Annotated in this window: 11 protein-coding genes; 3 read left to right on the plus strand and 8 right to left on the minus strand. The window is 42.8% G+C overall.

Translation table 11 applies throughout. The features are described 5' to 3' along the window. Positions 1-124 precede the first annotated feature (124 nt). Positions 125-736, plus strand: coding sequence for a GNAT family N-acetyltransferase (locus DEO27_RS19315; protein ID WP_112574999.1), 612 nt, complete (start codon positions 125-127; stop codon positions 734-736). 110 nt (positions 737-846) lie between these two features. Next, on the plus strand, positions 847-2,154 hold the full coding sequence (locus tag DEO27_RS19320; protein WP_112575000.1) for an alkaline phosphatase family protein: 1,308 nt from the start codon (positions 847-849) through the stop codon (positions 2,152-2,154). A gap of 195 nt (positions 2,155-2,349) precedes the next feature. Here DEO27_RS19320 and DEO27_RS19325 read toward each other — a convergent pair whose 3' ends face one another. The 4 genes from DEO27_RS19325 to DEO27_RS19340 all read right to left on the minus strand — a co-directional run bounded on the left by DEO27_RS19325 (position 2,350) and on the right by DEO27_RS19340 (position 8,639). Further along, positions 2,350-3,582 (minus strand): PepSY-associated TM helix domain-containing protein, encoded by a 1,233-nt coding sequence (locus DEO27_RS19325; protein WP_190295137.1) that lies wholly within the window; start codon positions 3,580-3,582, stop codon positions 2,350-2,352. Positions 3,583-3,637: 55 nt separating this feature from the next. Continuing rightward, on the minus strand, positions 3,638-6,100 hold the full coding sequence (locus tag DEO27_RS19330) for a TonB-dependent receptor (protein ID WP_112575002.1): 2,463 nt from the start codon (positions 6,098-6,100) through the stop codon (positions 3,638-3,640). Positions 6,101-6,245: 145 nt separating this feature from the next. Then, complete coding sequence (locus tag DEO27_RS19335) at positions 6,246-6,671, minus strand: hypothetical protein (RefSeq protein WP_112575003.1); 426 nt, start codon at positions 6,669-6,671, stop codon at positions 6,246-6,248. 96 nt (positions 6,672-6,767) lie between these two features. Continuing rightward, complete coding sequence (locus DEO27_RS19340; RefSeq protein ID WP_112575004.1) at positions 6,768-8,639, minus strand: CocE/NonD family hydrolase; 1,872 nt, start codon at positions 8,637-8,639, stop codon at positions 6,768-6,770. Between the two features lie 391 nt (positions 8,640-9,030). Here DEO27_RS19340 and DEO27_RS19345 point away from each other — a divergent pair, with 391 nt between their 5' ends. Beyond that, entirely contained in the window at positions 9,031-10,260 is a 1,230-nt protein-coding gene (locus DEO27_RS19345; protein ID WP_223817998.1) for an endo-beta-N-acetylglucosaminidase H, read from the plus strand. A 123-nt stretch (positions 10,261-10,383) separates the two neighbouring features. On the opposite strand, the gene DEO27_RS19350 is transcribed toward DEO27_RS19345, so the two are convergent. The 4 genes from DEO27_RS19350 to DEO27_RS19365 all read right to left on the minus strand — a co-directional run bounded on the left by DEO27_RS19350 (position 10,384) and on the right by DEO27_RS19365 (position 14,480). Further along, on the minus strand, positions 10,384-10,767 hold the full coding sequence (locus tag DEO27_RS19350; protein WP_112575038.1) for a GNAT family N-acetyltransferase: 384 nt from the start codon (positions 10,765-10,767) through the stop codon (positions 10,384-10,386). A 140-nt stretch (positions 10,768-10,907) separates the two neighbouring features. Continuing rightward, positions 10,908-12,623 (minus strand): GMC oxidoreductase, encoded by a 1,716-nt coding sequence (locus DEO27_RS19355; protein WP_112575037.1) that lies wholly within the window; start codon positions 12,621-12,623, stop codon positions 10,908-10,910. A 130-nt stretch (positions 12,624-12,753) separates the two neighbouring features. After that, on the minus strand, positions 12,754-13,944 hold the full coding sequence (locus DEO27_RS19360) for a phosphoglycerate kinase (protein ID WP_112575040.1): 1,191 nt from the start codon (positions 13,942-13,944) through the stop codon (positions 12,754-12,756). 101 nt (positions 13,945-14,045) lie between these two features. Continuing rightward, complete coding sequence (locus DEO27_RS19365) at positions 14,046-14,480, minus strand: GNAT family N-acetyltransferase (RefSeq protein ID WP_112575039.1); 435 nt, start codon at positions 14,478-14,480, stop codon at positions 14,046-14,048. Positions 14,481-14,651 lie beyond the last annotated feature (171 nt).

The following is a 14,651-nucleotide window of genomic DNA, read 5'->3' on the forward strand; positions in this document are numbered from 1 at the left end:
TATAAATACTGGGAGATTAAAAAGTGGGAGAAAAAACCAATTATCACGAAAGCATAACACCGGCAAACTACAACTGCTTGCCTGAGCCTGCCGGACTAATATTTTGTATATTAAGCCGTTGAATATGACAAACTACATGTATACCTATAAATACCAGGACCTGGCTTCGGCCCTATACGAAGCCCTCATCCCCGACCCTTTTTACATAGAATTGTTACGCGATATTACCGGCAGCGAGCAGGAAAAGCAGGAAATATTGATGAGATACATGGATTATTCCATGACAGAAGCTGAAAAGTACGGCCGCTTAACCATTGCCGGAGACGTCCCTTATGGCGCTGCCATCTGGAGTAAGCCCTTAGACCCGGTCACCGAAAACGAAAAGAGCCTGCAAAAGAAAGATTTTATAAAAACATACATGGGCGAAACCTCGCTCAATGCATACCAAACCATTGTTTCGTTTATGAGCGAACAGCTTGACGTAACACTGCAAGATGCCTGGTATTTATCAATTGCAGGGATCAAGCCCGATTACCAGGGCAAAGGACTGGGCGCTGGCCTGTTAACGGAAGTACTTAACGAAACAGACAAAAACGGGATACCGACCTACCTTGAAACATTCACCCCACGCAACATCCGATTTTATGAGCGGATGGGGTATAAAACAACAAAAGAAGTAGCTGAGCCGCTTACCGGCTACCCTTACTGGATCATGGTCAGGGAGCCGTTAGGCTGATTACGTAACTATAACTTCACAGGGAGTTAACAAAATTACGAGCACTTTTACCGCCGTTTCATTCCGGTTGCTAAATGCTTTTAACTCCCCGGAAACTCTACATATCTACCATGAAAAAGCAATTATCCTTAGCATTACTCGCCCTGTTTATCACAACAGGACAAATAATGGCGCAAACTGCCAAACACGTTATCTTCGTAACCATCGATGGGTTTCGCCCGGATTTTTATCTTGACAGCGAATGGCAAACACCTAACCTTCACGCGCTCATGAAAGAGGGTGCCTACGCCAAAGGCGTAAACAGCGTGTTCCCATCTATGACCTATCCTTCGCATACTACCATAGTTACCGGTGTACAGCCCGCAAAGCATGGCATATTTTACAACAACGTATTTACGCCAGACGGAGCACCACAACAGCCTTACTGGCAGGACAGTTCCATCCATGCCCCTACCATCTGGAAAGCTGCCAAAGACAAAGGCATGACCGTTGCCTCACTTTACTGGCCGGTATCTGCCAATGCGCCTGTCGATTACAACATCCCGGATATAGGTAGCCTGGGCGACGCGGTTCGTGAGCAGTATTCTTTACCGCAGGGTTTTTATGCCGAAGTAAAAAAAGAAGTGTTTGGCGGTGTCGACAAAATAGATGCAGGAAAAAATCAGAACATTGCCAAAATTGCCGCGTACGTGATCAAAAAAAGCAAGCCTGAATTGATGACCATTCACGTATTTTCTGTCGATGGAGCAGAGCATGCCGAAGGACGTTCCGGGGCAAGGGTACAGGAAGCTGTAGCCGACGCGGATGCCGCGGTGGGCATTATCATTGATGCTTTGAAATCTGCCGGTATATGGGAAAGCACCGTATTGCTTATTGGCGGCGACCACGGGTTTTATGATGTAAATAAAACGATTTCGCCTAACGTGTGGCTGAAAGAAGCCGGATTAATCAACGACCTGAAAACCGGCGACTGGAAAGCGCAATTTAATGCAGTTGGCGGATCTGCCTACCTGTACTTGAAAAATCCTGCTGATAAAGCTACAGCCAATAAAGTAAAAACAATACTGGAAGCGCAACCCGATAGCGTGAAGCAATATTACCGCATCATCAGCAGGGAACAATTAGATAAAGGTGGCTATAACCCGAATGTTGCTTTTGCTATTACCGGAGAACACGACGCTGCATTTAGCTCAGCCATTACAGGCAATGCCGTGAAGCCTGGCAAAGGAGGCACACACGGCCATTTTCCTGATACAAAAAATATCCGCACCGGACTAATAGCTTACGGACCAGGCATCCGTAAAGGTGCAGTGATAGAAGAAATGAACCTGCGCGATATGACGCCGATTATGGTTAAACTCCTGGGTATACCTTTTCCAAAGGTGGATGGGAAAATTCCGGCGGGGTTGTTGAAGTAAGCGATATATAAGCTGCAGCGCACCGTTACTTTATCAAGGAGACCATCACTGGAAGGAGTTAAAGTGTAATAACTTTAATATAACGTCATTGCGAGGTACGAAGCAATCCCGAACTGTACAGGGTGAATCTGCTGATCGGGGATTGCTTCGTACCTCGCAATGACGTGACTTTATTATATGCTTACGTTTTCTTACTTAAGCAACCTCAACAGGCAATACCTTCGACCTGCTACGAACCTGTTTTTTCTTTTTCTTGCTCGTACGGTTAAGCCACATCATTACACCGGTTACCGGGAAAATGAGTGAAACCAAGGTGATCAAAAAGGCTAAAACCTGAGTAGGCCAGCCATAAATAGAACCTGTATGAATGGGTTTAATAACACCTCTGATGCGCTGGCCGAGGCTTTTATTAGCATATAAAGCTGAACCTGCTATTTTACCGCTGTATTGGTCAATATAATAAGTATCGGTAGCCAGTTCAACCGAACCTTTTTTGAGCACATTAAAAGTATAAACCGCTGCTGTATCCTTCGGGTAACGGATAGTGAAATTTTCGGCATCGGTTATTTTACTATCTAAAGCGCCAATAGCAGCTTCAGGTGAAATAGCAGTAACGCCCGACTGATAGACTGAAAGCGGGGTTTTGATATCTTCTTTGGCAACAACTTTTGAATTGGTAAGGAAAAACAAAGTACTGTTTGCCCATTTAAAGGTCATGACCAAGCCGGAGGCCGAAATGATGATCAAAAATATAGAAGTATAAAAACCGGTAACGATATGCAGATCGTGTGTTAAACGCTTTCCGCTGCCGCCCCATTTTATTTTAAGACGCTGCTTCATAATAACCTTGGTTTTAGGCCACCAAAGTATTACACCGGTTATCAAAATCAACAGAAAAAATAAGGTTGAGAGGCTGATCACCCAATCGCCCAGGCTATTTTTGCCGCCCAGTAAATAGCGGTGAAACATCTCTACCGAATACAGAAAAGTTTGCCTGCGGTTAAACTGATCAACTATTTGCCCGGTATACGGGTTTACAAAAGCGGTAAGGTTTGAGCGTTCCGCTTCTTTTGGCTTAGCATCCTTTTTGGCATGCGCGCCGGCATGTTTTTCGGCTTTGGGAGCACCAACTGCTTTCTTATCCTTCTTCTCGGGTACAATAAGGGCCACCTCTACAGTACGCTCAGGATCCTCATAAACAGTGACAGTTGCCAGTTTTGATTTGGGAATTTGCTTTAAAACGCCTGCAGTCAGCGCAGATATCGGCAGCCTTTTATCCTGGGGTTTTACAAAATACCGCTGCGGATTAAGTGCCTGCTGAATTTCCTTTTCAAAAACCAGCATGGTACCGGTTAAGCACGAGCAAAAAATGATTACTCCTGCCGCAAGGCTTAAGTAGAGGTGGATGGTGCGGAAAAATACTTTCATCAGTTTATAAGCATAAAAACCGGGCATGTTCCCATGCCCGGTTAAATTCAATTAATTAAAATCGATAACTCAATGTAGTTAAGAACTGCCTTGGCGGTATAGGGTTAATACTATAGTTTTCGTGCACATTGTAATTAAGCACATTGCCAATATTAGAGATCTTACCTATAATAGAGATCTTTTTATAAGTATAACCTACCGAAGCATCAACCGTGGTAAAGCCCGGTACATTAACTAACCTTGATATAGTTTGGGTTTGGCCTACTGTATTTGCATTACCCGCAACACGATCTCCCAGGTAATAAACCGATGCACCAACTTTAAAGCCTTTTAAATCGCCATTATAAAAAGTATAAAATACGCTGGTGTTGGCGGTATGCTTTGGAGTATTCAACAATGGCTGTCCCGCTATGTTGCTGCCAACCGCGGTTCCGGTTTTAGTGTACTTGGCATTGGTATAACTATAACCGGCCAATACGTCCAGGCCTTTTACCGGGTGACCGGCGATATCAAGCTCCACACCATCACTCCTTGTTTCACCACTTAGTACTTTAATGTTGGTATTGATGTTAGGTGTAACCCCATCAGCAGCAAATGGTGCTGTTTGGGCCAGGTTATTATTTTTAATGCGATAAGCTGTTACGTTTACCGACAGGTTACCATTCAGGAAATCGTTTTTAACACCAACTTCATACTGATCGATCATTGAAGGATCGAGCGGCTTGTTAGTTATATCAGTACCGGTATTGGTTACAAATGAATTAGAGTAGCTTGCAAACAGGGCGGTATTGGCTATTGGTTTATAGACTACACCCACGCGCGGTGAAAATGCTTTATCTTCTTTACCGGCTGCCTGAGTTGCGGTAGCAAGTGTGTTATAATTGCTAACCGATGTTGGTGATACATATTGATATGACCAGCGAATACCTGCAAGTACTTTAACTTTTTCAGATAAACTGATCAGGTCATTGGCATAAGCGCCAAAACGATTGGTCGGCGTCAAAATGCTATAAAACGGATTCATCTGTGGTTTATCAGTGCGAAGCGTGTATTTATCAAGGTCAAAAATGTTGATCTTGTCATAAATTGCGTTTTGTGGCGCATTATTTTGATCAAGATAGCTTGATACTTTATTTACAGTAGCAACATAGGTATAAGCATTATTACGATACCAATCGGCATCAACACCGGCTAAAATATTGTGTTTTATAGCACCTGTGTTAAACTGGCCGGTAATATTGAATTGTCCTGTATAATAATCTTCAAGCGTTTTAGCCCTGTTTAGGGTACGGCCCCAATCGCCATTGGCATCTGGCAATACACGCTCGGTTGTTTGGTATTGGCGGTTAAAATGCTGGTATGAAAAACCACCGCTTAACTGCCAAAGGCTATTGAGCTGATGGTTAATAGTTGCCGTAGCTGTAGTTTGTTTGGTATTACCGGTTGACCATGAGGCACCTAAATACCTGTTACGCGGCACTTTGGCAATAACGTTGTTGATTTGTCCTGTTCCGAAATCGGGGGTAAAATCATAGTTAAGATAATCGCCCTCAACAATCAAAGTTGTTTTATCGCTTATTTTATACAGGAATGATGGGTTGATATATTCCCTTTCTGATTTTACATTATCACGGTAGCTTTTAGCATTTTCATAAGTACCGTTTACTCGATAAGCTAATTTGGAAGATATAGGACCGTAAACATCAAACGATGGGCGATAAAGGTCATAGCTGCCATAGGTCATGGATACCTGGCCGCCCTGCTCAAATAAAGGTTTTTTAGTCACCATATTCAGGATACCGCCGGGTGCAACGTTTCCGTATAATAACGCGGCACTTCCTTTTAGTACCTCTACCCGCTCCAGCGAGCTGATCTCAGGCACAACGCCAGAGTTAACCCTGAAACCGTTTTTAAACATGTTGTTGCTTCCGAAGTTATAACCGCGGGCGCCAAAAGTTTCCTGGGTATTACCACGGCTGCTATACAGGTATACGCCGTTAACGTTTTTAATAACATCGCTCAAACGTAATGACTGTTGCTGATCAAGCACATCGCGGCCTATTACGGTAACGCTTTGAGGCAGATCCATTGGCGATACGTTCATTTTGCCAATGTTTAGTTTTTTTCGGTTGATGGTTTTGGTTGATGAAACCACAACCTCATCTAACTGGGCCGAACTTTCATTAAGTTTAAAAGATACCACAGTAGTTTTATTTGCGGTAACAGTTACGGTTTGCTCTTCGGTTTTGGTGCCTACATATGAAGTAACCAGGGTATAAGTGCCTGGTTTAACGTTATGGAAGGCAAAGGATCCGTTGTCGGTAGTGGTAGTACTTTTGTTTAATCCTTTAATGGCAACATTTACAAATGAAGCCGGTTTATCATCGCTGGTTTTAACAACACCGGTTATTTTGCCGTTATTGCCTTCGTCTTCAGCTTTCAGTACCGATACATTTAAAAACAGGAATAAAATTAAAAAAGGGATTGTGCGCAGGGAGTAGTAAAGGTTATTTAACATTCTATTTAGATTAAGTCTAATTAAGCGCAAAAATATAAAAAGACTTCCTCTCTGCAAGTTTTATTTATAATTAGTTTAAATAACAGTAAATGCAAAAAGGCCGCGCAATGATTATTACGCAGCCGTTAATTAATTGAGGAAACTATTAATTGAAAACTATTTTATCCGGGCCGGATACTTTAGAGATATGACAATTACATCCACCCGAAATTTTAAAAGTGGCGGTCTTGGTAATATTGGTTACTACGTCAGTTGCAGTAAGTTCAACATCATCGCCTTCAGTCGAAAATTCACTTTTATTATTATCAGTAGCAATAGTAAATAAGTTAGGACCGATAGATGGTACAACAGCACCACCGTTACCTTTGGCAATTATAGCCTCGTGAGTTCGCAAATTTATCACAGTTACATTTTTACCTGGTGTAGGCAGGCCATCTTTGGTAACAAAGTGCACGGTTATTGAAGCAAATTCCTGCGTGCAGGCCTGGCTTGGGCAGCCCGCTTGCTGGTTATGTTTTTTACAGCCTGATAAGACTGCCGCTACCATAAAAAAGATAATGTATTTGTACATGGTTATAGGTTTAACTAATAACCTTTACGGCGCCATGGTGTAAAACGTAACAGCCCCATCAAATACATGAGGCTGTTACGTTTACATTGCAGTATTTTATTCAATAACCCTAACCTTTAAATAGCTCGGGTTTGTTTTTGAAGTATAAACCTTATGAGTGGCTTTTTTAAAGTCGGTATCCTTAGCTTTCATAATATCCTGAAACTGTTGTGTGTTCCTGTCGATAAGCGGGAACCAGGTGCTTTGTACCTGCACCATGATTTTGTGGCCTTTTTTGAAAGTGTGCAGCACATCCTGCAGCTCAAAGTTCACCGACGTTACTTTACCGGGCACAAAAGGCTCAGGTTTATCAAAACCATTACGGAATTTACCGCGCATAGCTTCGCTGCGTACCATTTGCTGATAACCGCTCAGGTAAACATCTTTACCTGCCCATTTGGTATTTTTTGTCGAATCAGGATAAACATCTATTACTTTAACTACCCAGTCGGCATCGGTACCCGTGGTTGAAACTTTAAGGTTAGCCCAGATATTACCGGCAATAGTTATATCCTTATCTAACAGACCAGTTTCATAGCTAAGCACATCCGGACGCTGTGATGCAAACCGCTGATCGGCGGTCATATACTCGCGCTTCATATCCATATCAATGCTGTTGATGAAGGGCACTGGTTTATTAGGATCTGATACAAACTCGTCATGACTATCGGCTACAGCGGTTGGTGCGGTAAATGATAATTTGCCACCCGGCAGCAGGTACAGGTTTTTCTCGGTGGCTTCTTTTGGAGGCCAGGTGTTATATGTTTTCCACTCGTTAACACCGGTTTCAAAGGTAGATACAGGCTTCAGGTCGAAATCTGCAGTACCTTTTAGATAATGACTAAAGAAATTGAACTCAATTTTTTCACGGTAAAACGGACCGGTAGAACCGCCAAAGCCAACATCGCCCAGATGATCGCCCTCGCCACGCGCCCAGCCACCATGCACCCACGGCCCCATGGCAAAGTAAACCGGGGTTTTAGGATTTTCCTTTACCAATGTTTTATAGGTATTGATAGCGCCATATAAATCTTCGGCATCATACCAGCCACCTGTTACCAATACCGCAGTTTTGATGTCATGCAGATGATAAAGCACGTTACGATCTTTCCAATGCTGATCGTAATTAGGGTGATCAAGCATTTCGTTCCATAGGCGAATGGTATCCTTATAATATTTAACATTTGAGTTTCTCATCGAACCCATCTTCATAAAAAAGTCATAGCCATCCTCGGTACCGGCATCAAAGCCTTTGCCGCGACGCTGGGTTGGTTTATCATCCTGTCTGTTGGTAAAGCCGGGATAAAAACCAAAGTTGGCAACCAGCATAAACGCGCCATTATGGAACGCGTCATCACGGTACAAATCGGCAATCGGAGCCTGCGGTGACGCTGCAACTAAAGCCGGGTGACGGCTTAACAAAGCCGTTGTGGTATAAAAGCCCGGATATGAAATGCCCCATACCCCTACTTTGCCATTGTTGTTCGGGATGTTTTTCAGCAGCCAATCAATGGTATCATAAGTATCGGTTCCTTCGTCAACATCCTTATTGGTTTTATGATCCTCCTTTTCCGGAGTCATTTCTTCGTAGATACCCTCGCTCATCCAGCGGCCACGTACATCCTGGTAAACAAAAATATAACCATCATGGGCAAACAGAGGCGATGGGCCAAGACTGCCTTTATACAGTTCTGTACCGTAAGGTGCAACACTGTATGGGGTCCTGTCCATCATGAAGGGGTATTTTTTCGATTGATCTTTTGGCACATATACCGAGGTAAATAGTTTTTTACCGTCCCTCATCGGGATCTGGTATTCGTATTTCTGGTAATTGGCTTTGATATAATCGGCATCGGGCCCTTTGGGCTGAGCGTAAATACCTAATGCGGAAAGCAAAAGGCAAAAAGCGAGCAGTAAAGTTTTCTTCATAAATTTTTTGTCAGTCAATCAAATGTAGCCGAATAAAATAAAAAGGACAACAGGCGATACCCTAATTTAATAAAAGCCGCTTTTTTGTTACAGAATAAAGGTTTTTGTTAAAGTTAAAAATAAGTGTAAAAAATACTTTTATTAACTATGGTGGATTTTTTATAAAATAATAATTAAAACCTGTAGGCAATTTCCCCCGTTTAATGGTCTATACACTTGAACCGATATAACACCAACGCGGGGACCTAAAACGCGGCGGTAACCTAAATATTTTAAACAGCTTTTTTTAAGAGATAGTAAATCCCTATGGCCGTGCTATGGGCTGACGTTACGCGAACCAAAATGCTAAAACAATTTATCTTTTATAAACAATTTAACAAACACAACAATTATGAGAACAAACCTTAATCTGCCCCTTGCAAAAACACTGACCGCCTTACTCGGTGTTGTAATGCTTGTCACGTCCGCCTGTAAAAAGGAAAAAGCCGCGCTACCAGCCGACGCAGCCGGTGGCTCTTCAAAACTAAGCACTAATGCCATTGGCGTAGCCGGGCCAAAAGGTGTTTGCTATGTGGAAGTAAACAACAACGACATTCGTAATGTGGGCAACTACACTCTGTCAACCGGGCAACAGCTTTTTGATATCGCTATCATATTCGCGGCCAATATCAATTATGATACTGGTACTCAAAAGGCAGTTTTGTACTTTAATCCGCAGGTAACCAATGTACTTAACAACAAAGCCACTTACATTCAAAGCTTACAGGCTAAAGGTATTAAAGTACTATTGTCTATTTTGGGTAATCACCAGGGGGCAGGTATTTCCAATTTTCCAACTCAGGCCGCCGCAAATGATTTCGCTCAGCAACTTAGTAACGCGGTTACTACTTACGGACTGGATGGTATCGACTTTGACGATGAATATGCCGATTATGGCACCAATGGTACCGGGCAGCCAAATGCAAGCTCGTTTGTTTATTTGGTTACCGCGCTTCGCAATCTGATGCCTACCAAAATAATTTCCTTTTATTACTATGGCCCGGCTGCTTCACGCTTAAGCTATAACGGTGTAACTGTTGGCTCGCAGGTAAACTATAGCTGGAACGCTATCTATGGCACCTACTCAGTTCCAAACGTTCCGGGATTAACTGCTGCCAACCTTGGCCCTGCAGCTATTGATATTCAAAGCACCAGCTCATCAACTGCAGCATCATTGGCTACACAAACAGTCAACAACAACTATGGCATTTACCTATATTACAACCTTCCCAATGCCGACTCGCACACTTACCTGACAAGCGTATCAAACGCGCTGTACGGTAAGCCTACAGTTTATACAGGAACAAGTACTACAGGCGTAACTTTTTACCAGGATATCAATTACGCGGGCACAGTTACAAGCGCCATACCTAAAGGTACCTATACCCTTGCCCAACTGCAGGCTTATGGTTTTGTAGATAACTGGGCTTCATCAATGAAAATCCCGACAGGATGGACGGTAACGATGTATTCGAACGATAATTCGACAGGTACGTCATGGACACGGACCGCAAATACACCTAATTTCACCACACTATCGCCTAACGCGAATGATGTGGTAACTTCTGTTAAAATTCAATAATTTTTCCGGAACGATACCCGGCACTGTAGTCTGAAGACTACAAGCATAATTATCCGAAGTCAGAGACTTCGGATAGCCGTTCGTATAATAAAAAGGCGTTTTCTATCCGAAAACGCCTTTTTATTATACGCTTTTCATTAAAAAATAATTGCCTAAAGCATCGTGGCCTTCTTCCACAACTTGCCATCCCAAAGCCCGGTAGAATTGCAACGCTGCCTCGTTTTTAACAAGGCATTTTAAACTGAGCGGCGAAGGATAAGTTTGAGCTGCCAAATCCAGCAGGGCCTTGCCAATACCTCTTCCCCTATAAGCAGCATCAACGTATAAATGATGAATAAAAGCATCAGGCGACCAAACAGTCATAAAGCCTGCTATTTCATCATCGCATTCGGCTACCCAAATATCTTCGTCCTTTGTATGAGCATCAAAATCGTTTAATGTAAATAAGGCACTATCCGCCCAATGAAAAACCTGGATCCGGCAAAGCAGGTAGATTTCTCTAAGCATATCACGATCTGCTTCATTAAATGGCCGGATATGTAAATTATTTGATTTCAAGACCAGCGAAAATACTGTTTATTAATTATTGAAGACCGAAACGCTTCGCTTCCTTATTAAGCCTACAGCACATCAAATTATCGAAAAAACTATATATTGTTTTTCCGCAATTCATCTGCCGCGTAATTTGCGGCCCTTGCCGTTAGGGCCATGAAAGTTAGCGAAGGGTTTTGAGTTCCGGTAGATGTCATACAAGCCCCATCGGTTACAAACACATTCGGGCATGCATGCAGCTGGTTCCATTTGTTTAGCAATGATGTTCGCGGATCGGTTCCCATCCTTATCCCTCCCACTTCATGAATATCCAGCCCTGGCGCCTGCTTGCTATCATTAGGGGCTATATTTTTACAACCGGCCTTATCGAGCATCTCAGCTCCCTGCTGCAAAAAGTCATTCAATGATTTTACATCGTTATCGTCATAATCTACCGAAACTGATAATAATGGTATCCCCCATTCATCCTTTTGGTCTTTACTTAGGCTCACCCTATTCGCAGCCTTCGGAATTGTTTCACCCTGCATCATCATGTATACGCTCCAGCCTCCGGGTTCAGCGATATTTTTTTTATAGTTTGCTCCAATCTGATCGCCACCAACAGCATGGCCCCAGCTACTTCTGGTGGCGGTGTAAAACGTCATATATCCCCTTAAAAAGTCGGTTTCCTGTTTATAAACGTTTCTGAAATTTGGCATCATAACCGCCGCAGGCCTTCTGCCATAATAATAGGTATCCAGGTATCCGTCGATAGTTGCTGTTAATGATCCTCGGTAATTATGAAAGGCGATATACCTGCCCAGCAAATCATTATCATTTCCCAATCCGTTTGGAAACCTGGATGATTTTGAGTTCAGTAAAATAAGATTGGAATTTAAGGTGGCAGCATTTACAAAAATGATGCGGGCATAATATTCGGTTGCTACTTTGGTATGTGCATCTATAACCCTGACGCCGGTTGCCTTTCCCTTTTGTTCATCATATATAATAGAATGCACAACAGAATCAGGCCGGAGTGTAAGATTACCGGTTTTTGCAGCCCATGGCAAGGTTGAAGAATTTGAGCTAAAATATCCGCCAAACGGACAACCTCGCTCACATAAACTACGGGCCTGGCATTGGCCCCGGCCTTGTTGTAAATGAATGGGCTGCGGCTTGGTTAAATGGGCGCATCTTCCGATAACAACGTATCGGTCTTTATATGCATCCATAATCCTATTTTGAATATGCTTTTCAACTACATTCATTTCCCAGGGTGGTAAAAACTCTCCGTCGGGCAGTGTTTCCAGGCCGTCCTTGTTGCCGGCAATTCCTGCAAATAGCTCTACATGGCTATACCATGGTGCAATATCCTGGTAACTAACAGGCCAGGCAGTAGCAAATCCGTCCCTTGCCGGGCCCTCAAAATCAAACTTACTCCAGCGTTGGGTTTGCCGGGCCCAGAGCAATGATTTCCCGCCTACCTGATACCCGCGAATCCAGTCGAAGGGCTTTTCCTGAACATACGGATGCTCTTTATCTTTAACAAAGAAGTGAGTTGTGGCCTCGCTAAAAGCATAACATTTTCCGGCTATTGGGTTTTCGCTTTTTATCGCCTCAGGTAAATGTCCGCGATGAGGAAAATCCCAGGGATTTTTAGTAGCGGTTGGATAGTCTTTTAAATGCGTAACATTCCGGCCGCGTTCCAGCACCAGCGTTTTTAACCCTTTTTCGCAAAGCTCTTTGGCCGCCCATCCCCCGCTAATGCCCGACCCGATGACGATAGCATCAAAAGTGTGTTGAGCCGTCCCTCCGGAGTTAATGTTGACCATACTTTATAATTGGTTAAGACAATATTGAAAAAACTCAATTTGAAGTTAAATAATTATAAAGAATAAGTTGATGGCCTGTAAACAAAAAAAGCTCCGTCACCGGAGCTTTTTTTGTTCGTTTTAGTATGTATTAGTCGTTTATTGCTTTTACACCAGGTAATTCTTTACCTTCCATGTACTCAAGCAAAGCACCACCACCGGTTGATACGTAGCTTACCTCATCGGTCATGCCAAATTTAGCAACCGCAGCGGCAGAATCACCACCACCAATCAGTGAGAATGCACCGTTTTCAGTAGCTTTAGCTACCGCTTCGGCAATGGCTTTAGTACCACCTAAAAATTTCTCCATTTCAAAAACCCCCATCGGGCCGTTCCATAAAATGGTTTTTGATTCTTCAACTACTTTGCTGAATAAAGCAACAGTTTCCGGACCGATATCAAGGCCCATCCAGTTATCTTTTATTTCGCCGGTTTTAGCTATATCAGTGTTAGCGTCATTTGAAAATGCATCAGCAATAATGTTATCTAAAGGCAACAACAGGTTTACACCTTTGTCTTTAGCTTTTTGCCTTAAGCTTAATGCAAGATCAAGTTTATCCATCTCAACCAATGAAGTACCAATGTTACCGCCATCAGCTTTAGCAAAGGTATAAGCCATACCACCGCCAATGATCAGGTTATCAACTTTATCAAGCAAACGCTCAATCAGTTCAATTTTATCAGATACTTTTGAACCACCCATAATAGCTGTAAAAGGCTTAGGTGCGTTGTTCAGGATCTTTTCAGCATTGTTTAATTCGGCGGCCATCAGGTAACCGAAGTATTTAGCCTCAGGGAAAAACTGGGCAATGATAGCAGTTGAAGCGTGAGCACGGTGAGCAGTGCCGAATGCATCATTCACATATATGTCACCTAATTTTGATAATTTTTCGGCAAAGGCTACATCACCTTTTTCTTCTTCTTTATAAAAACGAAGGTTTTCTAATAATAAAACCTCGCCGTTACCAAGCGCTTTTGATTTTTCAACAGCCTGCTCGCCGATGCAATCATCAGCAAACTGAACCTGCTGACCAAGCAGATCTGACAAATGAGATACGATATGCTTTAAAGAATATTTATCAGTAGGACCATCTTTCGGTCTGCCAAGGTGCGACATCAGGATAACTTTACCACCATCTTTTAATATTTTTTTAATGGTTGGCAAAGCTGCCGTCATACGGTTATCGTCGGTAATATTGAAATTCTCGTCAAGAGGCACGTTAAAATCAACCCTGATGAGGGCTTTTTTGCCGGCAAAACTAATTTGATCTATTGTTTTCATATCTATTAAAGGGTCATTTGTTATGAACGGGCGCAAATTGAGCATTTTAATTCAAAATACTTAACTAAAATGGAAAAAAGCTGTTTCATTCCGCCGAAATTTCATCTTATTTTAACATACATTACATGATGAGGCCCTATGCCCGGCACCTCAAATTCGGGCGAAACAATCTCAAAGCCAAGGCCACCATAAAAGCGTATCGCGCTTTTACGGGCGTTGCACCACAGGTAATCTGCCTTTTGCCCGCGCAGGTATACCAGGGCAAAGTTAACCAGCTGGTTGCCGAAACCTTTTCCTCTGTATTTTTCAATGGTTGCCATACCACGCAATTGGTAACCCATACCATTAAATTCACCATAGCTTTGGGGGTGAAAAGAAGCCACGCATGCCAGCTCATCATCAACAAAATAACCAAGATGAAAATTGCCTTCGACATTATCTGAAGGAAAACGGCATTCATCAAGGGTGAGTCTGCCCTCACGCAGTACTTCGTTGCGTACATGAAGCAACTCATCAACATTAATAAACCTGACCATAGCCGCAAAATTGGCAATTTTCCCCGAATGGGGAATTTTTATCCCATAAAAATAATAACTGCAGGTTAATGTTTCGCTGCCTCGCCCACTAACCCCAACCTTCAATTAAAAGGATTTTCTTATTACTTACTATTAAACAAATCGGGAGTAAGGCATAGTTGTTGCCTCTGA

It is taken from the genome of Mucilaginibacter rubeus (assembly GCF_003286415.2).
Taxonomy (GTDB): domain Bacteria; phylum Bacteroidota; class Bacteroidia; order Sphingobacteriales; family Sphingobacteriaceae; genus Mucilaginibacter; species Mucilaginibacter rubeus_A.